We start from the raw sequence: 25,083 nt of genomic DNA, 5'->3' as shown, positions 1-25,083 counted from the left end.
CACTGCTCCCGGCTCGACCGGGCCGGGTGCCACTGCTCCCGGCTCAACCGCCCGGGTACCACTGCTCCCTGCTCAACCGCCCGGGTACCACCGCTCCCTGCTCAACCCCCGGGTATCACCGCCCCCGCTCGACCGGACGCGGCGCCCACAGTGCCCGCTCCACCACCGTCCTCGCTCACCCGCTCCCCGGCCCTCCCGTCCGGGCCCGCCTCCGGCAGCTCCCTCCCGTCGGCCCGAAAGGCACACCGATGCGACAGTTCACCGCCATCGTCAACCCCACGGCGGGCGGATCCGCCTCCGCGGCCGCGCTGCTGGATGTGGCCCGGCCGCTGCGGGAGGCCGGGGCCGACCTGGAGACCCAGTACAGCCGCAGCCTGGCCCACGCCCGGGAACTGGCCCTGGACGCCGGAGAGCGGGGGCGGGTGGTGCTCGCCGTCGGCGGCGACGGGATGGCCGGCGGCATCGGCGGCGCCCTCAGCGGCACCGACATGGTGCTGGGCCTCGTCCCGGCAGGCCGCGGCAACGACTTCGCCCGCGCGCTCGACCTGCCCACCGACCCGGCGGCGCTCGCCGAGGTACTGCTCCACCACGAGCCCCGGAAGGTCGACACCATCGAGGTCGAGTCGGCCGTCCACGACCGCACCGTGGTCCTGGGGAGCGTGTACGCCGGAGTCGACGCGCTCGCCAACCGGCACGCCAACAACGCCACCCTGCTGCGCGGCGCCGCCTCCTACTACGCGGGCGGGCTGCGCGCCGTCACCACCTGGCGTGCCGCGCGCTACCGGGTCACCGTCGACGGCCGGGAGCATCTGCACATCGGCTACACGGTCGTGGCCGCCAACTCCGGCTACTACGGCTCCGGTCGGCTCATCGCGCCCGACGCCCGTGTGGACGACGGCGTGCTGGAGGTCGTGATGATCCGTGAGGCCCCGCGCCGGCTGTTCTTCGCCCTGATGAACGACCTCAAGACGGGGGCCCACGTCCACCGCCCCCAGGTGGAGATCCTGCGGGGCAAGGAGATCAGCATCTCGGCCGACCGCGAGGTTCCCTACGGCGCCGACGGCGAGGTCGAGGCGAACCTCCCGGTCACGCTCAGAGTCCTGCCGGGGGCACTGCGCGTCCTGTGCTGAGCACGAACGGCGGCCGTCATGTCCGCGAACGGGGCCGGAGAGGGCTCATCCGCGGTCCAGCGGCATTCGCTGTCGCGTGGCGATGAGCTGATCGGCGGCGTCGCCGCGATCGGCCTCGTCGTGGATGAGCAGGGCGAGCAGGGCCGCCACGGGCAGCCCGGCCTCGGCGGGGTGCCGCAGCAGTTTGCCCGGCTCGATCCGGTAGATGTTGGTCCGGCCCTCGCGGACGTGGGACAGATAGCAGTCCCGCTCCAGCTCGGAAATGATCTTCTGGACGGCCCGTTCGGTGAGCCGGCAGTGCGCTGCGATCTGGCGGATGCGGACGTTCGGGTTGTCGGCGATCACCGCCAGTACGCGCGCGTGGTTGGTGAGAAATGTCCATCCGGTGTGCGGCTCAGGGACTCCGTCCATGTGCCAACAATACGGCTGGGTGTTCACGTATACAAATACACGCACTTGATTTCATGTATCTGTTGACGTGTTCGCGAGTTCGGGTCACTCTGGTGTGGAGACGGGGAGCACTTGAGGAGAGGCCGACATGTCCGAGCTCACTTCCTCTGTGCCCGGCCCGGACGGCGACCGGGTCAGTGTGGAGGTACGCGGGGAACTCGACCTCGACACCAGCGAGCGGCTGCGCGGCGCTTTGCGCGAAGCCCTGCGCCGCTCGGTTCGAGGCATCGATCTCGACCTGAAGGGCGTCACGTTCTGCGACTGCGCCGCCCTCAACATCCTGCTGGCACTGCGCCTGCGAGCGCTCAAGCAGGGCAAGACGGTCGTGATCTGCGCCAGTGGTACGGCCTTCGACCGGCTGCTCGCCCTGACCCGGACACGGGAGCTGTTCGCCGCCCCGGACCCCGACGGGCAGGACGCGGCGATCCGGGACGTGCGCGCAGCGGCGCAGGTGTCCGAGGACTTCGTGCAGGACCTGCGGATCGAGGTCGCCCAACTGCGCCGGGCGATGCAGACCCGGCCGACCATCGACCTGGCCCGCGGCATCCTCATGGCCTCCTTCGGTCTGAGCTCCGAGGACGCCTGGACGGTGCTGGTCGAGACCTCCCAGAACACCAACACCAAACTGCACACCCTCGCCGACGACCTGGTCGCCGCCGTGAAGGGCGACCCGCTGCCCGAAGCGGTGCGGGAGCAACTGTCGTCCGCCGTCGCAAAGGTCGGCTCCGCCGGCTCTGCCGCTGGAGCCTCGCGGTTGCGTTGACCGGCGGCGCGACGGCAGGGTTCGGGGTGTGCCTACCTTGTTGATCGTCCATCACACGCCCTCGCCCAACTGCCAGGCCATGCTCGAAGCCGTCGTCTCCGGTGCGACCGCGCCCGAGATCGAGAACGTCGACGTGGTACGGCGGCCGGCGCTGTCGGCCACGGCGTCCGACGTGCTCGACGCCGACGCCTACCTTCTGGGCACCCCCGCGAACCTCGGGTACATCTCGGGCGCCCTCAAGCACTTCTTCGACCAGATCTACTACCCGTGCCTGGACGCGACCCGGGGCCGGTCCTTCGGCTACTACGTGCACGGCGGCAGCGACGTGACCGGAGCGGTGCGGGCCGTCGACTCCATCACGACCGGCCTCGACTGGCGACGCGCCGCGCAGCCCGTGACGGTGACGGGCGAGCCCGGCAAGGCCGACATCGAGGCGTGCTGGGAACTGGGGGCGACACTCGCCGCCGGTCTGACGGACTGACCACGGGTCACCCGGCGTGCGTGGCGGACGGGCCGAACACCGCGGCTCATACGAGGTTTACGAGGCTCATAAGATATTTCTGAGAATTTCTGAGGCGGTTGAACACCACGCGGTCGGCCTCCGTATAGGAGCGGGGGATCTTCATGCCCTGACCGACCACGAGGCGTAGGAGTACTTCCTTGGGACGCAGCACGCGAAGACGCCCAACGGGCGCACGGCGCGCGACTTTTGCAGCGGTCGCGCTGATGTTGGGCGGCGGCGGCCTGGTGGGGGCCAACGTCTATGCCTCGGCGACCGAAGACGGTGGAGCGGACTCCGCTCAGACGTTGTCCTCCCCGGCAGGCACCATCGACTGCCCGGACGTCGGCGACAAGCTGACGGATGTGCCGGACTCGGCCAAGGAGGACGTCGCGAAGGAGCTGGCCCTCCTGGACCAGCAGATCGCAGACGCCTACCAGCGGTTGACGGAGGCGGCGCAGGCGATCCAATCGGACCCCGGCTTCGCCGACAACGCGATCATGAATCCTCTGAAGGAGAAGCGCGGCGCGACGATCGAGCGGATCGCCATCGCCGTGGACCGCGAGGGTGACCGGCCCGAGGGCCTGGACTCCCTCGCCTCCTGCACCTTGCGCGCCCCCGAGAGCGGCGGCGGTGACCAGGCGAACGGAGCCGACGGCGGGGACGGCGCCCAGGACAACGGCGGCGAGAACCAGGACGGTGCCGGCCAGGGCGACGAACAGCAGGGCGACGGCGCGCAGAACGGCGAAGGCGGCCAGAACGGCAACGGCGGACAGGCCGGCAACGGCCCCGTGGCCGCGGACTACGTGGACATCAAGTCCGTACAGCCGAACGTCCAGAGCCCGGCCCTGACGTCCGACGCCTCCCGCGGCACCTTCGCCACTAGCTGCGGCGTCAACGAGAACGGCCTGTTCAACTCGGACAACGTGATCGTGGCCCCCGGCGTCTCCAACGGCGCCCACCACTTCCACGACTACATCGGCAACCAGTCCAACGACGCCTTCGCGAGCGACGAGGACCTGGCGAACGCCGAGACGAGCTGTGTCAACCAGGGCGACAAGTCCACGTACTACTGGCCCGTGATCCGGCTCCAGAACGGCAGCCAGGAACAGGACGCCAACTCGCCCGGCGGCGGCATCGAGGGCAACGCCGGTGAGATCGTCACTCCCAAGGAAGTGACGCTGAACTTCGTGGGCAACCCCCGCAGCAAGGTCACCGAGATGCCGCGCCTGCTGCGCATCATCACCGGTGACGCCAAGGCGTTCATCAACGGCACCGCCAACGCCAACGCCTCCTGGAGCTGCACCGGCTTCGAGGACCGGCAGCTCAAGGACAAGTACCCGCTGTGCCCGCAGGGCAGCGACGTGGTGCGCACCTTCAAGTTCCAGAGCTGCTGGGACGGACAGAACATCGACAGCGCCAACCACCGCACTCACGTGGCGTTCGCCGCGGCGGACGGTAGCTGCGCGAACGGCTTCAAGGCCATTCCGCAGTTGGTGCAGCGGATCGTGTACGACGTCAACGCGCCGAGCCTCCAGGACGGCGGCAAGACGACCCCGCTGTTCGCGGTGGACTCCTTCCCGGAGCAGTTGCACAAGCCGGTCACCGACCACGGCGACTTCATCAACGTCTTCAACGAGGACCTGATGGGCGAGATGGTCGACTGCATCAACGCGGGCCGCAAGTGCGGTGTCGGCGCCGACGAGGGCGGCGACCCGGGCCAGGAGGAGCCCACCGAGGAGCCGACGCAGGCTCCGACCACTCCGCCGGCCGATGACGACAAGCCGGAGCCGGGTAACGGAGGGGACGAGCAGACGGACCCGCCGGCGAACGACGACCCGGCGACCGAGGCCCCCGCCACCGAGGACCCGGCCACCGAAAACCCGGCAACAGAGGACCCCGCGACCGACGACCCCGGTGACGAGGCGCCCGCCACCGACCCGGCGAACGACGACAAGCCCACCGTGTCCAGCACGGTGGCGCCCAAGTCGGACGGAACCCCGTCGGCGGCCACGGGCAACGGTCAGGAACAGGGCGGCTCCGGAGACGACGACGCGAACGCGTCGGGCGGCGCGGCGCAGACCCCGCCCCCCGGCGACGACACGGAGGACAGCCTGGGCACCAAGCCGCAGGCGGTCGGGGGCAACCTGGCGGAGACGGGCACCACGCTGTGGCCGGCCGCCGGCGGCGCCGTGCTCCTCATGGGCGGTCTCCTGGTGCTGGTTCGCGCCAGGCGCAGTGCCCGATGAGGCAACAACGGAACGGCGCGTGAGGCGCTGATGTCCCGCAGGGGCCCGGACCGGTCTTCCCCGGTCCGGGCCCCTCGCGTTCACCGGCTCCTGGCTCCCGGACCTCGCTCCATCGCCCTACGGCCTCTCGCCGGGGACGGACAGGTAGGTCTCGCGCAGCCGGTCCAGCACGGGGTGCTCGGTGGGCAGTTCGGCGTCGTCGATGGCAGCGAGGGCCCGCACGCCGATAGCCGCGTTCGTCGCAAACGCGGCTGCCATGCCCTTGGCCTGTTCCAGGGTGACGGGGGCGATCCGGTGTTCGGCGCGCTGCTGGAGCAACGCCATGGTGACTCCGGGCAGTACCGGAGCCTGTGGCCACACGACCGTGCCGTCCTGGTCGACGAATCCGGCGTTCCAAGTGCTGCCTTCGCTGACGAGTCCGTCGCGTCCGATGAACAGGGCGTCGTCGAATCCGGCGAGCTGGGCGCCGCGCCGGGTGTGCAGGGTGCCGAAGAGACCGACGTGCTTGACCTCGGGCAGGTCCCGCTCGTACGGCATGCTTCTGGCGCGCAGCGGGGCCGGGGGCATCGCGCCGGCACCGCGCACGGTGACCAGGACCTGTGGTTCCGCGGCGTCCGCCAGGTGTCCCATGTCGACCTCGGGGTCGTAGACGGTCACGCGGACGACGCACGGCTGCGTGTGTCCGTCCAGGGCCTGGCGGACGTAGTCGCGGACGCGTCCGGTGTCCAGGTCGGCACCCCACACGGCCTTGCAGTCCTTCGTGAGGCGTTCCATATGCAGCGGCAGGCCGCGAATGCCGCCCTCATCCACGCGCATGGTCGTGAAGTGGCCGACGTTGACCAGGGCCAGGGACAGCAGTTCATCGGGAGAGACTGGCTTTCCGTTGAGTGTCGCCATGCCGCCAGGATGTCAGGCGGTACTAGTCCACGATCGCGCCGCAGGAGATGTTCACGTCCGTCGCGGTGAGCGTGCGGGCCCGGTCGGAGGCGACGAAGGCGGCCACGTCGCCGACGTCAGCGAGGGTCGCGGTCCGGCCGAGCTGGGTCGCGTCGACCAGGCTGTCGACGATGGCCTGCGCGCCGGGGAACCCCGCCGGCAGGGACTCCGGCACGCCACCCGACTTCAGGGTCACGACCCGGATGCCGTGCGGGCCCAGCTCGACGGCCCACTGGCGGCGCAGCCCCTCCAGCGCGTCGAGCGCGATCTTGAAACCGCCGAGGCCGGGCAGCGTCTGCGGCCCACCGCCGCCGAAGGCGAGGATCACTCCCGTGCCGCGCGCGGTCATGTGCCGGGCCGCCGCCCGGGTCGTCAGGAACTGCGACCGCATCGCCGTCACGACGGGCTGGAGGAAGTCCGCCTCCGAGATCTCCATCAGCGGTTTCTGGACGTCTCCGTAGCCGATGGCGTTGAACGAGACGTCGATGCGCCCCGCCCGCGCGGCGACGCCGTCGACGAAGGCGTCCACCGCCGGCTCGTCGCACGCGTCGACCACGGCGGTCTCCGCGTCCCCGCCCGCGGCACGGATGTCCTCGGCGAGCTTGTCGAGCGGCGCGGCGGTCCGTCCAGCGAGGAAGACCCGCGCACCTTCACGGGCGAAGGCGCCCGCCGCCGCCCCGCCGATGGCGCCACCCGCGCCGTACACCACCGCGACCTTGTCCCTGAGCAGCATGATCGATCTCCGTTCTCACCGGCTGCCGGCCGCGGCCGCGCAATGCGGCCCCAGCCCTCTCATCCGATACGTCGGCGCCGGGATCCGGAATTCGACACGCGCGGGCGGATCAAGGTGTGGGGATGCCCGCGGGGCGCGCCGGACGGCCGAGACGGACGGGAACGCCGGGGGAGTACAGCACGCTGACCGGGGCGCTGCTCGGGGACGGCAGTCCGGCCGCCGTGATCAGGTTCTCCTCGCAAGCCAGCAGCTCGGCGCGGTACAGCGGCCACCGGGGGTGGTGGTTGGGCAGGAACGCCAGGGGCTCGGGCCCGCCGAAGAAGGCGTTGTGCATGCCCCAGCGGGCGGTGAGGAAGTGCTCCAGCTCGGTCGGCTCCTCTATGCGTTCGCCGGTGCGCACGGTGATGCGGCTGGACGTGCCGCGCGGGCCGGGCCAGCGCCGGGAACTGGTGTAGGTGACAGTGTCGCCGGACGTGCGGACGTTCATCCGTGACCACAGATAAGGCAGCCGGAAGCCCACGCGTCCCATCACGACCGGGATCAGCCGCGAGGCGTCCATCGACCGGAACACGACCCCGCGCCGCCCGTGCTCGTCCACCGAGTACAGGCGCACATTCGTCTCCGGGAACGTCCCGAGATACGGCACCCCCGGCAGCCGTAGCCAGCCCACGCGATGCATCCGGAAGGCGACCAGCCCGATGTACGTGACCCCGTCGTGCGTGTCCGCGACGGTGCCCCGCGGCAGCAGCGCCGTCACCACGCCGGGGTCGACCGCCCAGTGGATGAACGTGAGGTCCAGCCACTCCTGGGTGAGGAGCGGGGTGCGTATGCCGGCGGGGGCGTCCGGGGTGACGGGCGTGGGTTTCAGCACGACGCCAGGATGACAGAGCCGACTGCGTGGCTCGCGGAACCCCAGGTCAGCGGTAGCGCGCGGTGACGCCGGCGAGGTAGCCGCGGAGCATGAGCCGGGCCTCTTCGAGCAGACCGGGATCACCCTCGGGGTCCTGGCGGAACGCCGCCTGGGCGAGGGCGTCGGCGGTGAGGACCGCGGCATGGCAGGCGCGGGGGAGCGCCTCGTCGTCGTGGGCGAGGCCGAGGGACAGCAGGATGGTCCGGATGCCCTCCGCCATCCGGCGCTTGTGCTCGCGGTCCGCCGCGCGGATCTGCTCGGTGAGACTGCTGCCGAACCACAGGGCCCGGAAGCCGTGCTCGGTGCGGTAGATCGCGGCGTAGGTGTCGATCAGCACGCCGACCGGGTCCTCCCAGCGCTCGGCCGGCGCGGCACGCACCAGGTCGTCCATGGTCGCCTCCAGTCGGGCGAAGTAGCCCGCGGCGAGGGCGTCGACGATGGCGTCCCGGTCGGGCAGGTACTGGTACAGCGAACCGACCGAGACCTTGGCCTCCGCCGCGATCCGGGTCGTCGTCAGCGCCTGTGCGCCCTCGCGGACCAGGACCCGCTCCGCGGCCTCGAGGACCCGGGCCAGCCGGGCCCTGCTGCGCGCCTGCTGGGGAGTTCGGCGCAGCGGTACCTGCCAGGTGCCGCCGGGCTCCGGGGGCGGATCGCCCATGTGCGGCCTCCGAATGTGAACGTGACTTTGTTTCAGCTTTAGGCTAGCGTCGCGCACATGACAGGCTCAAGCTCGGTGCTGGGTCAGGAGCGCGCCGCCGTGGCCGAGGCGTGCCGCAAACTGGGGGCCGAGGGCCTGCTCATCGGCACTGCCGGCAACGTCAGCACACGGGTGGACGACCGGGTCGCGATCACGGCCACCGGCGCGGTGCTCGCCGACCTCACGGCGGACCAGGTGACCGTGGTCGACCTTGACGGAAACGTCGTGGCCGGGACGCTCGAACCCACCTCCGAACTCGACCTCCACCTCGGCGTCTACCGCCGCTACGGCACCGGCGCCGTCGTCCACACCCACGCGCCCATGGCGACCGCACTGTCCTGCGTACTCGACGAACTGCCCTGCATCCACTACCAGTTGCTCGCCCTCGGCGGCTCGGTGCGCGTCGCGCCGTACGCGACCTTCGGCACCCCGGAACTCGCCGAGTCCGTGCTGACGGCACTGGACGGACGCAGCGCCGCACTGATGGCCAGCCACGGCGCGCTCACCCATGCCCCGACCCTGGACAAGGCCGTAGAGCACGCGCTGCTGCTGGAGTGGGCGTGCGGTGTCTACCAGCGCGCGGCCGCCCTCGGCACGCCCCGAGTCCTCGACGAACACCAGCAACTCGCGGTGATCGAGGCCGCGCTCGCCCGGAACTACGGCACCACCCACCCCGTACCACCCGTGCAGGAGGGAAACCGATGAAGGTCGTCACGCTGGGCGTGCATGTGCTGGACGTGCTGGTGCGGCCGGTCGAGGCCATACCCGAGGGCCAGGGCGCCACGCTGGTGGAGGACATCAGGATGACCGCGGCCGGCACGGCCGGCGGAACCGCGCTCACCCTCGCCAAGCTCGGCGCCTCGGTACACAGCGCCGGGGCGATCGGGTCGGACCCCACCGGGGACATGCTGGTCCAGCTCCTCGGCGCGGCCGGCGTCGACACCCGCCACCTCGTCCGCCGCACGGACACCGCCACCTCGGCGAGCGTCCTGCCCATCCGCCCCAACGGCGACCGCCCCTCCCTGCACCTCCTCGGCGCCAACATCACCTACGGCCCCGACGACGTGCCCTGGGACGCCATCGCCGAGGTCGACCACCTCCACCTCGGCGGCCCCGAGCTGATCGGCGTCGACACCGCCACGCGCATTTTGTCGCACGCCAAGGAGCACGGCGTGGCCACCTCGGTGGACCTGCTGGCACCCGGCGTGCTCGGTGGCTTCGAGCAGATCGAGGCCGCGCTGCCGTACGTCGACCACATGCTGCCCAACGAGGACCAGGTCCTCGGCTTCACCGGCGAGCAGGACCTGATCACGGGCGCGCGAAAGCTCCTGGCCGCCGGGGCCGGCCTCGTCGCCGTCACGCGGGGCGGGGACGGAGCGCTGCTGGTGACCCCGGACGGCTCCGAGCAGGTACCCGCCTTCGCGATCGACGTCGTGGACACCACCGGCTGCGGCGACGCGTTCTCGGCCGGCTTCGTCCGCGGCATGGGCCTGGGCCGCACGCCGCACGAGTCGGCCGTGCTGGGCTGCGCTGCGGCCGCCCTGGTGGCGCAGGGGCTCGGCAGCGATCACGGGGACTTCGACCTCGCCGCCGCGGACGCTTTCGCGGCCGGCGGTGCCGGCGGTGTGGTGCAGTCGACCAGGCCGAGCCTGGCGGAGTAGTCGTACTCGGCCCAGGCCATGACGTGGGTGACTTCCGGGAACTGGACCAAGAACTTGATCGGCCGGTCTGCTGGAAGCCCGTTGCCGGAGACGATCCGGCTGGTTAGGTTCGGCGTCATGGCGGATGACGAACTCACGCGCGCCGCGCGACTGCTGGACGCTCAGGCCAAAGCCGAGCGGCTCTTCCACGCGATCGAAGAGCGCGGGCTCGTCGCCCCCGGCGAGCGTGAGCGGGCGGTCAGCGACCGGGTCCGGGATCTCGCGAACGAGCTGTTCGGCACCACCCGGCACTGGCACAAGCGGATCGTCCGGTCGGGACCGAACACGCTGATGCCGTACCGGGAGAACCCACCGGACCGGGTGATCGGCGCGGACGACATCGTGTTCGCCGACTTCGGCCCCATCTTCGAGGAGTACGAGGCCGACTTCGGCCGGACCTTCGTGCTCGGCGGCGACCCGGTGAAGCACCGGCTGCGTGATGACCTGCCGGAGATCTTCGCGTCCGGCAAGCGTTTCTTCGCCGATGACGCCGACATCACCGGCAAGGGGCTGTACGCCGAGGTGGAGCGGCTGGCCGCCGAGGCCGGCTGGGAGCTGGGCGGCTGGCATGCCGGGCATCTGGTCGGCGAGTTCCCGCACGAGTGGATCGACGGCGCCGACGTGGAGTCGTACATCGCACCCGGCAACGACACACCGCTGCGCCGGACCGACAAGGCCGGCCGTGCCTGCCACTGGATCCTTGAGATCCATCTCATCGACCGCGAGCGAGAGTTCGGCGGCTTCCACGAGGAGCTCCTCACCCTCGGCTGACCTGCTGCGGCGGCCCGGTGCCGTCAGTCGTCCCGGTGGCTGACGATGTTGAGGACGTTGCCGTCGGGCGCGCGGACGAGGAACCTGCGCAGGCCCCAGGGCTCGTCGGTCAGCGGGTGCACGATCTCGTATCCCTGGCGGAGTGCTTCGGCGTAGGCAGGGTCGACGCCCGCGCCGACGCGGACCGAGACCGCGGCGAGCTCGGGCGCGGTCGCGTCGCGGGTCACGAGCTGGATCTGCGCCCGCCCGTCGGGTGTCCGGTAGCGGGCGACCCAGCCCATGTCGAAGTCCTCGACGCTCAGGCCGAGATAGCCGGTGTAGAAGTCGCGTGCGGCGGCGATGTCGGGGACGTGGAGGTTGGGCGTGATGCCGGTGGGCTCCATCGTGGTTCCTTTCCGGGCCTGTCTGGCGTGCCCCCGACGCTACGCTTCAGCCGCCCCTCAGGCGTGGACCGGCGCCCGCTCGTCGAGCAGGCCCTCGTCGCGCGGCCCGCTCCACACCTGTGCCGGGATCTCCCTGTCGAACGCCGCCGTATCGCGCCGTACCTCGTCCGCGGTTCGCATGCCGACCACGATGCCCGCGACGGCCGGGTGACACAGCGGAAAGGCCACCGACGTGACCCGGAGGCCGCCGGAATCAGTTTGATTCGACGGTCAGTTGAGGGCCGTCTCCATGTCCGCCTGCCAGTAGGTGACGCTCAGGGCGCTGTCGTAGTAGACGCCCTTGGCCGGCAGGGAGGGCGTGGCCGACGGGCCGCCGTCGCTGTTCGGGGTCCTCGCCTGGAAGGCGATCGTGAGCTTGCGGCCGGTGTCACCGCCCGTGCCGCTGCCGTCGGCCGCGCTGAGCAGGACGCCCGCGTAACCGGAGGCCCCGGGCTCCAGCGTCGTCACGGCCTGCGGCTTGGTGTCCTCGATCGCCTGCGGCACCCACTGCATCTCGTCGAAGCGCAGCACCGGGTAGTACATCAGGCCGCACGGCTTCGAGCCGGTGTTGGTGACCGTGAGCAGCATGTGGTTGAGCGGACGGGACACCGGCTGGGCCTTGGTACGGGTGTTGGAGCCGTTGCAGATGGCCAAGTCGCCCGGGGCGTCGTCGTCCTCGCCACTCTTGCCGGCGCTGCCACCGGAGCCGTTCTGCGTCGAGCCGCCGGCCTGGGACGACTGGCCCGAGGACTGTCCGGAACCGGAACCGGTGTTCCCGGAGGACTGGCCCTGGGACGACTGGTCCTTTGACGACTGGTCCTCAGCCGGCTTCGACACGTCCGACGTCGCGGTCGGCGACCCCGACTGCGCGGAGCCCTCGTCGCGAGTGCCGGATCCGTTCTCGCAGGCGGTGAGGGCGAGAGCGGTCAGGGCGGCGCCGGTGGCGGCGAGGAGGCGGGCGTGGCGGAGCGTGCGCATGGCTGATTCCTTGTCCGTGCAAAGGGATTGAACGCAGCCGCTCGACCGGTTGCCGGGAGCGGCGTGCTTGGATGACCAGAGCATGATCCGTGTCCCGTCCCAACCGCCACGTCCGGCCGGCGATCAGGGACACTGGAACGGCTGGAACGCGTCTGACCTGGACAAACGTCCGTCCCCTGGAACGGGGGAATGGGACATGGGGGATGGAGGAACGGTGTCGGAAGGCACTGCGGCGGCCGATTTCGCGGCACTTCTACGGCAGTTGAAGGACCGCTCGGGGCTCAGCTACGGCGTCCTCGGCAAACGGCTGCACATGAGCACGTCGACGCTGCACCGGTACTGCAACGGGGATGCCGTGCCCACGGACTACGCGCCCGTTGAGCGGCTCGCCCGGCTGTGCAAAGCCTCGCCGGACGAGTTGGTGGAGCTGCATCGGCGATGGGTGCTGGCGGATGCGCTGCGGGGGAGAAAGGGGGCGGAGAACGCGCCGGGTGCGCCGACTCCGTCCGATGATCCGGCGGTTGTCCCCGACGCCGCCCCTGAGATCGTGCCCGCTCCCGGCGACAACCCCGACACTCGCGAAACCCCTGGCCCCCTTCAGTCCGACCCTCCGGACCGCCCCCGCCTCCACCGCCGCACCGCCGTCCTCGCAGGGACCGGTCTGGCCGTCGTCCTGGGCGCCGTCGCGCTGGCCATGAGTGTGCCGTCGGGTGGGGAGCAGGGCGACGAGGGCCGGGGCAGTGCCGTCGGCGCCGCGGCCTCGAAGGGTCCCTCCAGCCGTCCGACGAAGACCGAGCCGAGTGCGTCGGCGTCGCCCTCCAAGAGCACCGAGCCCGACGAAGCCAACTCCCCGTCTCCCTCAGCGACTCCGAGGCGGAGCACCGGCAACAGCGGCGCCGGCACGGCCGACAAGCCGGACACCAAGCCTCCACTCACCGTGAACACCAAGCCGTACGCCTGGGAGGGCCCCTGCTCCCAGCACTACCTGATCGACCGGCCCGCGACTGATGTCGGCCCGCCGCCGGTGGAGCAGGACGCGCCGGCCTGGGTCGGGGCCCACAAGGCGGTGTCGGCCGGAGAGCAGTTGCTGAGGCTGACCGTCCAGGGCACGGGGGAGGACACGGTGGTCGTCGACGGCCTGAAGGTCCGCGTGGTCGGCAAGGACACGCCACCGGCCTGGAACGACTACGTGATGGGCGTCGGATGCGGAGGCAATGTGCCGACCCGGCCCTTCACGGTGGCACTCGACGGCGCCCGGCCCACCGTCGTCGCCGGGGCCGGGCAGCGGGACTTCCCGTTCAAGGTGAGCGAGTCGGACCCGGAGGTCTTCGAGGTCACGGCGGACGCCTCGGCGTACGACGTGCGGTGGTATCTGGAGCTGGCCTGGTCCAGCGGCGACCGCAAGGGCACGCTGGTCGTCGACGACGACGGGAGGCCGTTCCGGACGAGCGGCAACAACGGGCGCCCGGCGTACGAGTTCCCGCTCGGCGGCGAGGAGTGGCTGAAGTCCGCGGGAGGATGAGCGAGGAGCCGGCCAACGGCGCGCGGCGGACGGCCCCGGTGCGTGCCGAACCTGCCGGTGTCCCGCCCGGCGGTCCGTGCCGGTGCGTGCCGAATCTGCCGGTGTCCCGCCCGGCGGTCCGTGCCGGTGCGTGCCGAACCCGCCGGTGTCCCGCCTCTCAGACGGCTCGCCCGGCTCGTCCCTCACCCGACGACATGTCCTGGCGTCCGACGACGGAGAGCAGTTCGAGTCGGGCCGCGCCCTCGGTGCCCGGTGGCGCCGTGAACCACAGCAGCCGCTGGTGGCCGTCCTCGCTGAACAGGCTGTGGCAGTCCACCTCGATCACGCCGAGGGTGGGGTGGACGATCCGCTTGTGGTCGGCGCGACGTACGCGCACGTCACGGGTGTCCCACAGCGTGGCGAACTCCTCGCTGGCGCGCCGCAGGCGGGTCACGATCCGGTCGATCTCCGCGTCCCGGCCGTGCCGGGCGGCCACCGCCCGCAGGTCCGCGACGAAGACGGCGGAGTGGTGCGGGTGGTCCTCGGCCGGATACAGGTCCCGCGAGGCCGGCTCGGTGAACCAGCGGTAGAGGAACCCGGTCGTGGGACCTCCCGCCGCCGGGTGCGCTCCGACCAGGGCCATGCCCAGCGCGTTCTGCGCCAAGGTCTCGTGCAGAGCGGTGATGACCATCGCCGGCGTCGTGGTGAGCCGGTCGAGGAGGCTGAGCAGACCCGGTTCGACGTGAGCGGCGGGGCCGTGCGCGGCTGGGGGTATGCGGCGGTCCGCCAGGTGGAACAGGTGATCGCGCTCATCCCTGTGCAGCCGCAGCGCGCGGGCCAGGGCGGCCAGCGTCTGGTCGGAGGGCTGGGCGCCACGGCCGCGCTCCAACTCGGTGTAGTAGTCGGCGGACAAGCCCGCCAACTGCGCCACCTCCTCGCGGCGCAGACCGGGCACCCGGCGCCGAGGCCCGGCCGTGAGCCCGACATCGCCGGGCCGCACGCGGGCCCGCCGGGACTTGAGGAACGCGGCGAGTTCGGAGAGGTTCACGCCCCCATCCTGCCTTCGCCCGCCCCGCTCACCCAGGGGATGGCGACCCCTGGGTGAGCGCAGCCCTGGTCGCGGGCGTGCACTCGGCCGAGGGTGGAGCTCGCAAGTGCTGTTTGTGGAAACCGAGTCGAGAGAGTCCGACCATGCCGTTCGCGAACTTCAAGGTCCCCGCCGGGACACTCACCACCGAGCAGATGGAGCAGATCGTCACCACCGCCACCGAGTTGTACGTCGACATCTACGGCGAGCGGGCCCGGGCCACCACCCTGGTGCTCGTCGAGGAGGTTCCCGACGGCGGGTGGGGCATCGGCGGGGAGGTCCTGACCCTCGCCGGGCTTCAGCAGGCCCCGGGGAGCTGACCTCGGTCTCACACGGTGGCGAGGGACACCTCGGTCGACTTGAACAGGACGGTGACGGCGGAGCCGGCTGCCAGTCCCAGTTCTCCGACCGCGTCCGCGGTGATCGCGGCCGTCACCTCGCCGCCGTCGACCGAGACCCGCACCGAGGCCATCGCGGCACCCCTCGCGACCTCGCGCACAGTGCCGGGCAGCCGGTTGCGGATGGACAGCCCCTCCACCGGGCCGGTGGCCAGCGCGACCTCCGTCGCCTTGACCAGGGCCTGTACGGCGGAGCCCGCCGCGAGGCCCAGATCCCTGACCGCGTCGACGGTGATGGCGGCGGTGACGTCCTGACCCCCGTCGAGGCGGACCTTGACCGTCGCCATGGCCTCCCCCGGGGTGACGGAGGTGACGGTGCCGGGGATCTGGTTGCGGATGCTCAGGCTCATGGTCGTACGCCTCGCAGGGTATGGGGTGTTTCTCCCCGTTGGGGATGATGTGCGGTCAACGGTAGTCCGGCAGGCACGCGGCCTACGGGAACCCCGTCGCAACCGCGAGGCGAAGGCGCTGCCCGCCCTCGCAGAACCGGGCGCGCCACCTCTCACGCCGGGTACGCGTGCGTCTGGGTCGCCTTCACCGTCGCCCACACCGTGGCTCCGGGACGCAGGTCGAGCTCGGCGGCGGCGATCGTCGTCAGGTCGGCGGCCAGCGGCAGTCCGCCCGTGAGGTCGGCGCGGATCTGGTCCCCGTGGGTCTCCAGGCCGGCGACCTCGCAGCGCCAGAGGTTGCGGGCGCTGGAGCCGGTCGGGCGGTCACGGTGCAGGGTGACGGCACCGGGCGGGAAGGCGACGAAGGCCGGGCCGGTGAGTTTCTCGGTGGTCGTGATCGCGGCACCGCCGTCGACCCGGACCACATGCCCTTCCGCCTCACCCCGGTAGAGGTTGAGTCCGACCAGGTGCGCGATGTAGTCGGTGCGCGGATGGCGGGCGATGTCCGACGGCGTGCCCTCCTGGACGACATGGCCGTCCTCGATGACGACCAGCCGGTCGGCCAGCACCATGGCGTCCAGCGGGTCGTGCGTGACGAGTACGGCGACCGCCTCGAAGTCGGCCAGATGGCGGCGGAGCTGGGCGCGGACGTCGAGGCGGGTGCGGGCGTCGAGTGCGGCGAGCGGCTCGTCGAGCAGCAGCAGCCGGGGGTGGGTGGCCAGCGCGCGGGCGAGGGCGACACGCTGGGCCTGGCCGCCGGAGAGCTTGCGCGGCTTGCTCGCGGCATGCGCGGCGAGACCCATGCGCTCCAGCCACTCGGCGGCCTGGGCGCGGGCCTCCGCCTTGGTGGCTCCGTGACAGCGCGGCCCGAAGGCCACGTTGTCCAGCGCCGACAGATGCGGGAAGAGCAGGTAGTCCTGGAAGACGACCCCGACCGGCCGGGACTCCGGCCGCGTCCGCTGCAACTCGGCGCCGTCCAGTCGGAGGTGACCGTCGGACAACGGCACGAGACCGGCAAGGGCCCGTAGCGCGGTCGTCTTGCCCGCGCCGTTGGGACCGAGGAGCGCGACCACTTCGCCGGGTGCGGCGGTCAGGGCCACGTCCAGTCGGAAGGTGCCACGCTCCACCACCAGTCGGGCGTGGAGGCCCTCACCGGTCCCGGTGGGAGCCTCGACGGTGGTCTGCTCGGTGTCGGTCATGAGGCGGTCATCCATCGGTCACGCAACCCGGCCAGCACCGCGATCGACACGGCGAGCAGCACCAGGCTGAGGGCGATCGCCGCTTCGGGGTCGTTCTGGAGGGCGAGGTACACGGCTAGCGGCATGGTCTGGGTACGGCCCGGGAAGTTGCCGGCGAAGGTGATCGTCGCGCCGAACTCGCCGAGCGCGCGGGCCCAGGCGAGGACGGCACCGGCGGCGATGCCGGGGGCGATCAGCGGCAGGGTGACACGGCGGAACGCGGTGAAGCGGGAGGCGCCCAGAGTCGTGGCGGCCTCCTCGTAGCGCGGGTCGGCGGCACGCAGCGTGCCCTCCACGCTGATGACGAGGAACGGCATCGCGACGAACGCCTCCGCCACCACCACACCCGCCGTCGTGAACGGCAGTGTGACCCCGAACCAGTCGTCCAGCCACCTGCCCACGACGCCGTTGCGGCCGAGCGCCATCAGCAGCGCCACACCGCCGACGACCGGCGGCAGGACGAGGGGCAGGGTGACGAGGGCCCGTACGAGACCGCGCCCCGGGAACTCCACCCGGGCCAGCAGCCAGGCCAGCGGCACCCCGATCACCAGGCTCACCGCGGTCGCCGCCGTCGCACAGAGCAAGGAGAGCTGGAGCGCCTGCCACACCTCGGAACTGGTCAGCAGGTCGGGCATGTTGCGCCACGGGGCGCGAATGAGCAGGGCGACGAGCGGGAGGACCAGGAAGGCCAGGCCGATCAGGGCGGGCAGGAGGAGCGGCAACGGGGCGCCCCCGCGAACGCGACGGCCCTCGTGGAGTCCTCGGTGCCCGCGGACGCGGCCGCGCCGCGGGCCACCGGTCAGGGTGTCCGCGGCGTCGGCCTTGTCCATGGAAGGGCCGGTCACGGCTTCAGGAACCCGGCCTCGTTCAGGACCTTCTGGCCCTGGGCGGACTGCACCAGCGCGATGAACGCCTTGGCGGCCTCGGTGTTCTGCGACTCCTTCAGCACGGTGATCGGGTAGTCGTTGATGGCGTCGGCGGACTCGGGGAACTCCACGCCCTCCACCTTGTCACCGGCCGCCTTCACATCGGTCTTGTAGACGACCGCCGCGTCGGCCTCCTTGAGTACCACCTTGTTCAGGGCGGACTTGACGTCCTCCTCGTAGGAGACCGGTGTGAGCTTCAGCTTGCCGGCGTCGATGGCCTTCTGGGCGGCGGCACCGCACGGCACCGTCTTGTCGCACAGCACGACCTTCAGGTCCGACCCGGTCAGGTCCTTCAGGGAGGTGATCTTGTCGGGGTTGCCGGGCAGGGTCGCGATCTCCAACTGGTTGCGCACGAAGGTCGCGGGCGTGCCGGAGGCGTCCCCGGCATCCGTGACGATCTTCATCGTCTTCGGGCTGGCGGAGGCGAAGACATCGGCGGGCGCGCCGCCGGTGATGCTCGCGGCGAGCGCGTCGCTGCCGCCGAAGCTGAAGGTCACCTTCGTGCCCGGGTGCTCCTTCTCGAACTCCTTGCCCAGCGTTGTGAAGCTCTCCTTCAGCGAGGCCGCCGCGAACACGGTCACCTCGCCGGACGGCTTCGCCGAGGCGGAGTCCGACGCGGCGGAGTCCGACGAGGACGAGGGGTCCGAGTCGGAGGACGAGCAGGCGCTCAGGGCCAGCAGCGCGGCGGCGCCTGCGCCGGTCACCTTCAGCATCCGGCGGGTCCGGCGCACGGAACGGGTCATCACGGGTCCACTCCCTCTGGTCCTGACGGACTCAGCCACGGTCTTGCGACCTTGTTCAAGGCCTTACGACCTCGTTCGGGTCCTGCGGTGTCTACGGCCGTTCGACGACCACATTGGTCGACTTGATCACGGCGACGGCAGGGATGCCGGGCTCCAGCCCGAGCTCCTCGGCCGACTCAGGGCTCACCATCGCCACCACCCGGAACGGCCCTGCCTGCATCTCCACCTGAGCCGACACATCACCGAGGGTCACATCGGTGACGATGCCGGCGAACCGGTTGCGGGCCGAGGAGCCGGTGGACTCCCGTTCGGCCCGGTGCAACTGCCGGGCGTAGGCGGCGAGCGCCGGGCCGGGGATGATCCGGTGGCCCAGCCCGTCGCGTGCGGCGGTCAGTTTCCCGCCGTCCACCAGACGCCGCACGGTGTCGGCACTCACGCCGAGTAACGCTGCCGCGTCACCGATCCGGTAGGTGTGCATGCGCTGATGATACTGCCGCAGATGCGAGGGGAAAGTCTCTTGTCGCTTTGCATGAGCCGGATCATCCATGGACTGGCATGGCATGTGCGTTTGTACGGGAGCATTGCTTGGGTACGGTCATCCAGGAGGTGGTAGCCCGTGAGTCAGTCCCTCGCCGCTGCCTGTACGACCGCCGGACCGGCGGCGCAACTCGTCCTCGCCGGAGACCTGGACCGGCCGGCCCGGCTGACGGTGTCCGATCTGCGCGGCTGGCCCCAGCATCGGGCCGAGGTCGCCTTCGAGTGCGCGACCAGCGGCATCCAGCGCCACCGCTTCACCGGACCGCTCCTGCACGACGTGCTCATGGACGCCCGTCCCGTCTTCGACGCCGCGCGCCGCAAGGACCGGCTGCGCTTCCTGATCGCGGTGCGCGGCGCCGACGGCCACCGCGCCCTGCTGTCCTGGGCGGAGATCGACCCGGACCTCGGCCGCGCCCCCGTCCTGCTGGCGGTCGCCATGGACGACACCCCGCTCGACCGGGCCGGGTCCCAGCTCGTCCTGCCCCAGGACCGCTGCGGCGCCCGCTACATCAGCGGCATCGAGGCGATCCACGTGGACGGCGGTTACCGAGCCTGGGGCTGACGGCGATGCAGCAGGGCCCCTCGCTCAGGTCACGCCCGCGTCCCGCAACCCCAGCCACACCCGGTCCCGGGTCAGCGGGACCTCGGTGAAGCGGACGCCCGTCGCGTCGCGCAGGGCGTTGGCGAACGATTCGGCCGCCCCGCTGCCTCGCCTGCGACGGGTCCTGGGCCCGCACCGCGCAGGCGCTGCACCTGCACGTCAACACCGTCCGTTACCGCATCCAGCGCATCGAGTACTTCACCGGCCGCGACCTGTCCCGCCTCGCCGACCGCCTCGACCTGTGGGCGGCCCTGCTGCCGGTCGTGACCGGCGGGCCCGGTGGGTAGGCCCATCGGAACCCCGGGAGGACCCGCATGCAACTACGCCGGCTCGAATACCTGGTCGCCCTCGCCCGCTAACGTCACTTCGTCCGCGCGGCCGCCGCCTGCTACGTCTCCCAACCCTCCCTGTCGGCGGCGATACGGCGGTTGGAGCACGAACTGGGCGTGCCGATCGTGCGCCGGGGCAGACGCTACGAGGGCCTGACTCCCGAGGGCGAGGTGGTGCTCGCCTGGGCGCACCGCATGCTCGCCGAACGGGACGGCTTGCGCCAGGAGTTGTCATCCCTGCGCGGCGGCCTCACCGGCACGCTCCGTCTCGGCGTCGTTCCCACGGCACTGCCCGCCGCCTCCCTCCTGACGACCCCCTTCTGCGAACGGCACCCCCGAGCCCGCGTCAGCATCGAGTCGCTGTCCTCGGCCGACATCACCGACGGGCTCACCGAGTTCGAGCTGGACGCGGCGATGACGTACCTCGACGACGACACGCTCGGCGACCTGCGTCGACTACCCCTGTACGAGGAGCGGTACGTGCTGCTTACGCCGTTGGACGGCCCGCTCGCGAGCGCCGGTGCGGCGAGCTGGTCGCAGGCCGCCGCCCTCCCGCTGTGCCTGCTGAACTCCCGTATGCGCAACCGCCGCATCATGGACGAGTGCTTCGCCGCCGACGGCGCCACCGCCGCCCCCGCGATCGAGTCGGACACCGTCGCCGGCCTGTACGCGCACCTTCCCCGGGGCCGCTGGTCGAGCGTGATCTCGCACGCCTGGCTGCACATGTTCGGCGTACCGGAGGGGATGCGGGTGGTTCCGCTGGCAGGGCCCGCGCACGGACCGAGGGTGGGGCTGGTGACCGGCCCTGACGACCCGCCCTCCGTCCTCGCCGGAGCCCTGCTGGCGGTGGCGCGGGAGGCCGGAGTGCGGGAGGCGCTGGACGCACTGCTGCGGACGTATCTCGATGCTCACGACCGCTGATAGCCGTCGGCTGTACAGGCATAGCAAAGTTCGCTTTGACCAGGGCATTCCGCGGCGAGGATCGTGAACCGCACCTTCTAGCAACGCCAGTTGAGGAGCCGTGACATGGCCAAGGTGCTCTGCGTCCTGTACGACGACCCCGCCGACGGATACCCGACGACGTACGCCCGCGACGACCTCCCCGCCATCGACCACTACCCCGGCGGCCAGACCACCCCCACCCCTGAGGCCGTCGACTTCACGCCCGGCCACCTCCTCGGCAGCGTCTCCGGCGAACTGGGCCTGCGCGACTACCTGGAGAGGGCCGGCCACACACTCGTCGTCACCTCGGACAAGGACGGCGACGGGTCCGTCTTCGACCGTGAACTGGCCGACGCGGACGTGGTCATCTCGCAGCCCTTCTGGCCGGCGTACCTCACCGCGGAGCGGATCGCCGCCGCCAGGAACCTCAAGCTGGCTGTCACCGCGGGCATCGGCTCGGACCACGTCGACCTCGACGCGGCCATCGCGCACGGGGTGACGGTCGCCGAAGTGACGTACTGCAACAGCATCAGCGTCGCCGAGCACGTGGTGATGACGACGCTGTCCCTGGTGCGCGACTACCTGCCCTCCCACCAGGTCGTGCTGGACGGCGGCTGGAACATCGCCGACTGCGTGGCCCGCTCGTACGACCTGGAGGGCATGCACGTCGGCACGGTGGCCGCCGGGCGGATCGGCCTGGCGGTGCTGCGCCGGCTGGCCCCCTTCGATGTGAAGCTGCACTACACCGACCGGCACCGGCTGCCGCGCGAGGTGGAGGAGGAGCTGGGGCTCACCTTCCACGCGACGACCGCCGACATGGTGCCGCACTGCGACGTCGTCACGATCAACGCACCGCTGCACCCCGAGACGGAGGGCCTGTTCGGCGACAAGCTGCTGGCGACGATGAAGCGCGGCGCGTATCTCATCAACACGGCCCGGGCGAAGATCGTGGACCGGGACGCCGTGGACCGCGCCCTGCGCAGCGGCCGGTTGGCCGGTTACGGGGGCGATGTCTGGTACCCGCAGCCCGCTCCCGCCGACCACCCGTGGCGCAGCATGCCGCACCACGGCATGACCCCGCACATCTCGGGCTCCTCCCTGTCGGCGCAGGCACGCTACGCCGCCGGCACACGCGAGATCCTGGAGTCCTGGTTCGCGCAGCGCCCGATCCGCGACGAGTACCTGATCGTCGACGGCGGAGCCCTCGCCGGGACCGGCGCACACTCCTACTCGGTCGCCAAGTGACCCCGGAGGCCACCTCCCGGCGCCCTCACACGCGGTCGATGTGCACGTTCGTCGACTTCACCCGGGCGGTGGCCTCCATCCCCACCTCCAGCCCCAACTCCTCCACGGCTTCCCGCGTCAGCAGCGACACCAGCCGGTGCGGTCCGGCCTGGATCTCCACCTGGGCCGCCACGTCACCCAGCTTGATCGCGGTGACGATGCCCGGAAAGGCGTTGCGGACCGAGGTGTAGGAGGCGTCCTCCTCACCGCTGCCGCCCTTGGCGAGTTCCACCGAGAAGGCGGCCAGGTCCTTCCCGTCGATGAGCCGCCTGCCGCTCTCGTCGCGATGGGTCGCCACCCGCCCCGCGTCCGCCCACCGCCGCGCGGTGTCCGGACTGACGCCGAGCAGCCGCGCGGCCTGGCCGATCGTGTATGCCTGCATGCAGGCCAAGATAGGTCAGGGGCGTGGGTGGTCTGTGCAGGAGGGACTCTCACGGGCGGGGGCGTCCGCCTGTGGCTAGCCGTGCAGCTCGCGGTACGCGACGACGGCCCCGGGGTGCAGTGGCACGGGGCCGGTCGAGATCAGGCTGCGGGCGTCCAGGAACTGGGTGCCGAGGGCCGAGGTGGGGACGAGGTGGGTGGCGCGGCGGACCAGGACGTCGGTGAGGGCGGCTGCGATGGGGGAGGGCAGGTCGGGGCGGCACAGGAGCAGGTTGGCGACGCCGATGGTGGTCACCTCGGGCGTGCCCCGGTACGCGCCCGCCGGCACCGTGACCGCTTCGAGGCCCGGTCCGGAGGGTTCCGCGCCGGCACGCAGGCGGGGGAGCAGCGCGGCCAGCGGCAGCAGGCGTATGCCGTGCCGGGCGCCGAGCCCGGAGAGCGCGGGCAGCGGCAGGCCACCCGACACCAGCAGGGCGTCGATCGTGCCGTCGCGCATCGCGCCCACCGCCTGCGGCAGCAGCAGGCGGCGGACCTGCACGTCGGAGCCGGGGGTCAGTCCCGCGGCACGCAGCAGGCGGTCGCCGAGGACGGCACCGCCGGACGCGGGCGCGCCCAGCGAGACCGTGTGCCCCGCCAGGTCGGCGACCGTGCGGATCGGAGCGTCCGCACGCACCGCGAGTTGGAGATAGTTCTCGTACACCCGGCCGATGGCCCGCAGCGGGACCGGCCGGCCGAACGGTGCCGAACCGTCGTACGCCGCCCACGCGATGTCGGCCAGGGACAGCGCCACGTCGGCCCGGCGCGCCTGAAGCATGCGTATGTTGTCCACGCTGGCCTCGCTGTTCATCACCTCGCAGGACAGCCGGGGGTAGGCCGCCCGCACCTGGTCGGCGAGGAGTCGGCCGAAGGCCGCGTAGAGGTTGCCGGACTCGCCGGTCGCGATGCGCAGCCTGCCTTGCGGGCCACGGTCCGTGCGCCGGGTGTCGGCCGTCCCGGCGGCGGCGAGCAGTCCCGTGCAGGCCATGCCGACGGCGGCGCGCAGGGCCGTGCGGCGGGCCGGGCCGGTCATGGCGTACGGCCCTTCGCCGTGGATGTCGTCCGCTCATCGGCGCGTGGAAGTACGACCCTGACCCGCAGGCCCTGCGGTTCGGCCGACGTGAACTCGACGTGTCCGCCACGCCCTGCCACCAACTGCTCGGCGATCGCGAGGCCAAGGCCGCTGCCGCGAACGTCGCGGTTGCGTTCCGAGCGCCAGAACCGGGTTCCCGCCTGCGGCAGTTCCGCCGCGCCGAGCCCCGGACCGTCGTCCCGCACCTCGAACACCGCCTGCGGGCCCTCGGTGAAGCAGCGCGTCTCGACGCGGGCGCCGCTCCCGGCGTACTTGATCGCGTTGTCCAGGAGGATGTCGGCGACCTGGGCCAGTTCACCCTCCGTGCAGGCCATGAGGACGAGAGGGCCTGGGACGTGGTCGAGGCGGACGCCGGCCTGTCGGGCCACCGGGTGCCAAAGCCGACCCTGGGCCTCGGCGACCCCGGTCGCGTCGCAGCACGCCTGTGGTGCGTCCGTCACGGCCAGCTCGCCCGCGCGGTGCTCGGCGTTCGCGAGGGCGAGCAGGTCGTCCAGGAGGTGCTCCATGCGTTCCAGTTCGGCGGTCACCCCCGTGTACGTGCGGGTGGCCGAGTCGGGCAGGCGGAGCTGGAGGGAGTCGATGCGCAGGCGCAGCGCGGCGAGCGGATTGCGCAGTTGGTGCGAGGTGTCGGCGACCAGACGGCGCTGCTGTTCCAGCGCCGTGGTCACGGCGTCGGCCATGCGGTTGAAGCCGGTGGCGAGCTGCCGCAGCTCGGGCGGACCGCCGCCCCGGGCGTGCTCGGCCGGCAGCCCCGCCGCGAGCGCGCCCACCGCACGGTCCAGATGGTGCAGGGGCCGTACGACCCACCGCGTGGCGGCACGGGCGAGCAGCACGCAGGCCACGGCGAACAGGCCCGCCCCGGCCAGGACCAGTGCCCAGCGCAGGGCGATGTCGTCGGCGGCCGCCCGCACCGAGGCCCGCAGCACCACGGCGCCGGACACCCGGGTGCCGGTGCCCACCGGGCGGGCGAGCAGTTGGTCGCCCCGGGACCAGGGGCGCAGCGTACCCCCGGGCGACACGCGCTGGTTGCGCAACGCCGCGTCGACCAGCCCGGCGACGACCGGGTCCGCCGCGCGCAGACCGCCCGCCTGCACCACGGGTTCGCGGCGGGCGTCGACGACCACGACCCCCTCGCCGTACAGCTCCGCGTACCTGCTCACCTCGGCGGTCAGCGCCCCGGTGTCGCCGCTCTCGGCGGCCTGCTCGGCCAGACCGGCGAAACGGTCGAGGTCGCCGGTGCGGGCCGCGACGAGCTGCTCGGTGCGCTGGGTGGCGGTGACGCCGAGCAGGGGCACGGCGAAACCGGCCACCGCGAGTACCGCGAAGGCCAGGACGACGGTCAGCACCCGAGTGCGCATGG

Annotated in this window: 28 protein-coding genes and 2 pseudogenes; 13 read left to right on the top strand and 17 right to left on the bottom strand. The window is 71.8% G+C overall.

Annotated elements, in window-relative coordinates; genetic code table 11:
- Positions 1-248: 248 nt before the first annotated feature.
- The gene (locus ACZ69Q_RS31085) at positions 249-1,130 is read left to right on the top strand and encodes a diacylglycerol kinase family protein (protein ID WP_471048048.1); all 882 of its coding nucleotides are present in this window, start codon (positions 249-251) and stop codon (positions 1,128-1,130) included.
- A gap of 45 nt (positions 1,131-1,175) precedes the next feature.
- Here ACZ69Q_RS31085 and ACZ69Q_RS31080 read toward each other — a convergent pair whose 3' ends face one another.
- The gene (locus tag ACZ69Q_RS31080) at positions 1,176-1,541 is read right to left on the bottom strand and encodes a helix-turn-helix transcriptional regulator (RefSeq protein WP_471048045.1); all 366 of its coding nucleotides are present in this window, start codon (positions 1,539-1,541) and stop codon (positions 1,176-1,178) included.
- 127 nt (positions 1,542-1,668) lie between these two features.
- Here ACZ69Q_RS31080 and ACZ69Q_RS31075 point away from each other — a divergent pair, with 127 nt between their 5' ends.
- The 3 genes from ACZ69Q_RS31075 (at position 1,669) to ACZ69Q_RS31065 (ending at position 5,091) form a co-directional block, all read left to right on the top strand.
- Positions 1,669-2,343, top strand: a complete 675-nt coding sequence (locus ACZ69Q_RS31075; protein WP_471048042.1) for an ANTAR domain-containing protein — start codon at positions 1,669-1,671, stop codon at positions 2,341-2,343.
- A 28-nt stretch (positions 2,344-2,371) separates the two neighbouring features.
- The gene (locus ACZ69Q_RS31070; protein WP_471048040.1) at positions 2,372-2,824 is read left to right on the top strand and encodes a flavodoxin family protein; all 453 of its coding nucleotides are present in this window, start codon (positions 2,372-2,374) and stop codon (positions 2,822-2,824) included.
- 245 nt (positions 2,825-3,069) lie between these two features.
- The gene (locus ACZ69Q_RS31065) at positions 3,070-5,091 is read left to right on the top strand and encodes a DUF1996 domain-containing protein (protein ID WP_471048038.1); all 2,022 of its coding nucleotides are present in this window, start codon (positions 3,070-3,072) and stop codon (positions 5,089-5,091) included.
- 117 nt (positions 5,092-5,208) lie between these two features.
- Here ACZ69Q_RS31065 and ACZ69Q_RS31060 read toward each other — a convergent pair whose 3' ends face one another.
- The 4 genes from ACZ69Q_RS31060 to ACZ69Q_RS31045 all read right to left on the bottom strand — a co-directional run bounded on the left by ACZ69Q_RS31060 (position 5,209) and on the right by ACZ69Q_RS31045 (position 8,328).
- Positions 5,209-5,988, bottom strand: a complete 780-nt coding sequence (locus ACZ69Q_RS31060; RefSeq protein WP_471048035.1) for an aminotransferase class IV family protein — start codon at positions 5,986-5,988, stop codon at positions 5,209-5,211.
- A 22-nt stretch (positions 5,989-6,010) separates the two neighbouring features.
- The gene (locus tag ACZ69Q_RS31055) at positions 6,011-6,760 is read right to left on the bottom strand and encodes an SDR family NAD(P)-dependent oxidoreductase (RefSeq protein WP_471048032.1); all 750 of its coding nucleotides are present in this window, start codon (positions 6,758-6,760) and stop codon (positions 6,011-6,013) included.
- Positions 6,761-6,869: 109 nt separating this feature from the next.
- Positions 6,870-7,631, bottom strand: a complete 762-nt coding sequence (locus tag ACZ69Q_RS31050) for a YqjF family protein (protein ID WP_471048031.1) — start codon at positions 7,629-7,631, stop codon at positions 6,870-6,872.
- A 46-nt stretch (positions 7,632-7,677) separates the two neighbouring features.
- On the bottom strand, positions 7,678-8,328 hold the full coding sequence (locus ACZ69Q_RS31045) for a TetR/AcrR family transcriptional regulator (protein WP_471048029.1): 651 nt from the start codon (positions 8,326-8,328) through the stop codon (positions 7,678-7,680).
- Positions 8,329-8,385: 57 nt separating this feature from the next.
- Between ACZ69Q_RS31045 and ACZ69Q_RS31040 the strand changes: the two genes are divergently transcribed.
- From ACZ69Q_RS31040 to ACZ69Q_RS31030, 3 genes are all read left to right on the top strand, one after another.
- Positions 8,386-9,072: a class II aldolase/adducin family protein gene (locus ACZ69Q_RS31040; RefSeq protein ID WP_471048027.1), complete on the top strand. Its 687-nt coding sequence runs from the start codon at positions 8,386-8,388 to the stop codon at positions 9,070-9,072.
- Positions 9,069-10,028, top strand: a complete 960-nt coding sequence (locus ACZ69Q_RS31035) for a carbohydrate kinase family protein (protein WP_471048024.1) — start codon at positions 9,069-9,071, stop codon at positions 10,026-10,028. Before ACZ69Q_RS31040 ends, ACZ69Q_RS31035 begins: the two co-directional genes overlap by 4 nt.
- 117 nt (positions 10,029-10,145) lie before the next feature.
- Entirely contained in the window at positions 10,146-10,838 is a 693-nt protein-coding gene (locus tag ACZ69Q_RS31030) for a M24 family metallopeptidase (RefSeq protein ID WP_471048022.1), read from the top strand.
- Between the two features lie 23 nt (positions 10,839-10,861).
- On the opposite strand, the gene ACZ69Q_RS31025 is transcribed toward ACZ69Q_RS31030, so the two are convergent.
- The 3 genes from ACZ69Q_RS31025 to ACZ69Q_RS31015 form a co-directional block, all read right to left on the bottom strand.
- A complete protein-coding gene (locus ACZ69Q_RS31025) occupies positions 10,862-11,221 on the bottom strand; it encodes a VOC family protein (protein ID WP_471048020.1) in 360 nt (119 codons plus the stop codon).
- Positions 11,222-11,278: 57 nt separating this feature from the next.
- Positions 11,279-11,401 carry a hypothetical protein gene (locus tag ACZ69Q_RS31020; RefSeq protein WP_471048019.1) on the bottom strand — a complete coding sequence of 41 codons (123 nt, stop codon included), beginning with the start codon at positions 11,399-11,401 and terminating at the stop codon, positions 11,279-11,281.
- A gap of 90 nt (positions 11,402-11,491) precedes the next feature.
- A complete protein-coding gene (locus ACZ69Q_RS31015; RefSeq protein ID WP_471048017.1) occupies positions 11,492-12,238 on the bottom strand; it encodes a DUF4232 domain-containing protein in 747 nt (248 codons plus the stop codon).
- A 214-nt stretch (positions 12,239-12,452) separates the two neighbouring features.
- Here ACZ69Q_RS31015 and ACZ69Q_RS31010 point away from each other — a divergent pair, with 214 nt between their 5' ends.
- On the top strand, positions 12,453-13,760 hold the full coding sequence (locus ACZ69Q_RS31010; RefSeq protein ID WP_471048015.1) for a helix-turn-helix domain-containing protein: 1,308 nt from the start codon (positions 12,453-12,455) through the stop codon (positions 13,758-13,760).
- A gap of 157 nt (positions 13,761-13,917) precedes the next feature.
- Here the strand turns inward: ACZ69Q_RS31010 and ACZ69Q_RS31005 are convergent, their stop codons facing one another.
- Positions 13,918-14,787: an MmyB family transcriptional regulator gene (locus ACZ69Q_RS31005; RefSeq protein ID WP_471048013.1), complete on the bottom strand. Its 870-nt coding sequence runs from the start codon at positions 14,785-14,787 to the stop codon at positions 13,918-13,920.
- A gap of 143 nt (positions 14,788-14,930) precedes the next feature.
- On the opposite strand from ACZ69Q_RS31005, the gene ACZ69Q_RS31000 reads away from it, so the two are divergent.
- Positions 14,931-15,146, top strand: coding sequence for a tautomerase family protein (locus ACZ69Q_RS31000; protein ID WP_471048010.1), 216 nt, complete (start codon positions 14,931-14,933; stop codon positions 15,144-15,146).
- 8 nt (positions 15,147-15,154) lie between these two features.
- Here the strand turns inward: ACZ69Q_RS31000 and ACZ69Q_RS30995 are convergent, their stop codons facing one another.
- The 5 genes from ACZ69Q_RS30995 to ACZ69Q_RS30975 all read right to left on the bottom strand — a co-directional run bounded on the left by ACZ69Q_RS30995 (position 15,155) and on the right by ACZ69Q_RS30975 (position 18,998).
- Positions 15,155-15,574, bottom strand: a complete 420-nt coding sequence (locus tag ACZ69Q_RS30995) for a TOBE domain-containing protein (protein ID WP_471048008.1) — start codon at positions 15,572-15,574, stop codon at positions 15,155-15,157.
- 152 nt (positions 15,575-15,726) lie between these two features.
- Complete coding sequence (locus tag ACZ69Q_RS30990) at positions 15,727-16,812, bottom strand: ABC transporter ATP-binding protein (protein WP_471048007.1); 1,086 nt, start codon at positions 16,810-16,812, stop codon at positions 15,727-15,729.
- The gene (modB, locus tag ACZ69Q_RS30985) at positions 16,809-17,681 is read right to left on the bottom strand and encodes a molybdate ABC transporter permease subunit (protein WP_471048270.1); all 873 of its coding nucleotides are present in this window, start codon (positions 17,679-17,681) and stop codon (positions 16,809-16,811) included. The genes ACZ69Q_RS30990 and modB overlap by 4 nt, the downstream gene beginning before the upstream one ends.
- Before the next feature lie 11 nt (positions 17,682-17,692).
- Positions 17,693-18,520: a molybdate ABC transporter substrate-binding protein gene (gene modA / locus ACZ69Q_RS30980; protein WP_471048004.1), complete on the bottom strand. Its 828-nt coding sequence runs from the start codon at positions 18,518-18,520 to the stop codon at positions 17,693-17,695.
- A gap of 91 nt (positions 18,521-18,611) precedes the next feature.
- Positions 18,612-18,998: a TOBE domain-containing protein gene (locus ACZ69Q_RS30975; protein ID WP_471048002.1), complete on the bottom strand. Its 387-nt coding sequence runs from the start codon at positions 18,996-18,998 to the stop codon at positions 18,612-18,614.
- Positions 18,999-19,136: 138 nt separating this feature from the next.
- On the opposite strand from ACZ69Q_RS30975, the gene ACZ69Q_RS30970 reads away from it, so the two are divergent.
- The 4 genes and pseudogenes from ACZ69Q_RS30970 to ACZ69Q_RS30955 all read left to right on the top strand — a co-directional run bounded on the left by ACZ69Q_RS30970 (position 19,137) and on the right by ACZ69Q_RS30955 (position 22,174).
- The gene (locus ACZ69Q_RS30970; protein ID WP_471047999.1) at positions 19,137-19,619 is read left to right on the top strand and encodes a molybdopterin-dependent oxidoreductase; all 483 of its coding nucleotides are present in this window, start codon (positions 19,137-19,139) and stop codon (positions 19,617-19,619) included.
- Positions 19,620-19,765: 146 nt separating this feature from the next.
- A pseudogene (locus tag ACZ69Q_RS30965) lies at positions 19,766-19,915 on the top strand (helix-turn-helix domain-containing protein); the annotation flags it as partial.
- 57 nt (positions 19,916-19,972) lie between these two features.
- Positions 19,973-20,908 (top strand): annotated as a pseudogene (locus ACZ69Q_RS30960) (LysR family transcriptional regulator).
- A 105-nt stretch (positions 20,909-21,013) separates the two neighbouring features.
- Positions 21,014-22,174 carry an NAD-dependent formate dehydrogenase gene (locus tag ACZ69Q_RS30955; protein WP_471047996.1) on the top strand — a complete coding sequence of 387 codons (1,161 nt, stop codon included), beginning with the start codon at positions 21,014-21,016 and terminating at the stop codon, positions 22,172-22,174.
- Positions 22,175-22,199: 25 nt separating this feature from the next.
- On the opposite strand, the gene ACZ69Q_RS30950 is transcribed toward ACZ69Q_RS30955, so the two are convergent.
- From ACZ69Q_RS30950 to ACZ69Q_RS30940, 3 genes are all read right to left on the bottom strand, one after another.
- Positions 22,200-22,595, bottom strand: coding sequence for a TOBE domain-containing protein (locus ACZ69Q_RS30950; RefSeq protein ID WP_030955054.1), 396 nt, complete (start codon positions 22,593-22,595; stop codon positions 22,200-22,202).
- A 75-nt stretch (positions 22,596-22,670) separates the two neighbouring features.
- The gene (locus tag ACZ69Q_RS30945; RefSeq protein ID WP_471047993.1) at positions 22,671-23,663 is read right to left on the bottom strand and encodes a TAXI family TRAP transporter solute-binding subunit; all 993 of its coding nucleotides are present in this window, start codon (positions 23,661-23,663) and stop codon (positions 22,671-22,673) included.
- Positions 23,660-25,081: a sensor histidine kinase gene (locus tag ACZ69Q_RS30940; protein ID WP_471047990.1), complete on the bottom strand. Its 1,422-nt coding sequence runs from the start codon at positions 25,079-25,081 to the stop codon at positions 23,660-23,662. The genes ACZ69Q_RS30945 and ACZ69Q_RS30940 overlap by 4 nt, the downstream gene beginning before the upstream one ends.
- Between the last annotated feature and the right edge of the window lie 2 nt (positions 25,082-25,083).

The sequence above is a fragment of the Streptomyces sp. NPDC036764 genome (assembly GCF_055609385.1).
This window is presented reverse-complemented; position numbering and strand designations above follow the sequence as displayed.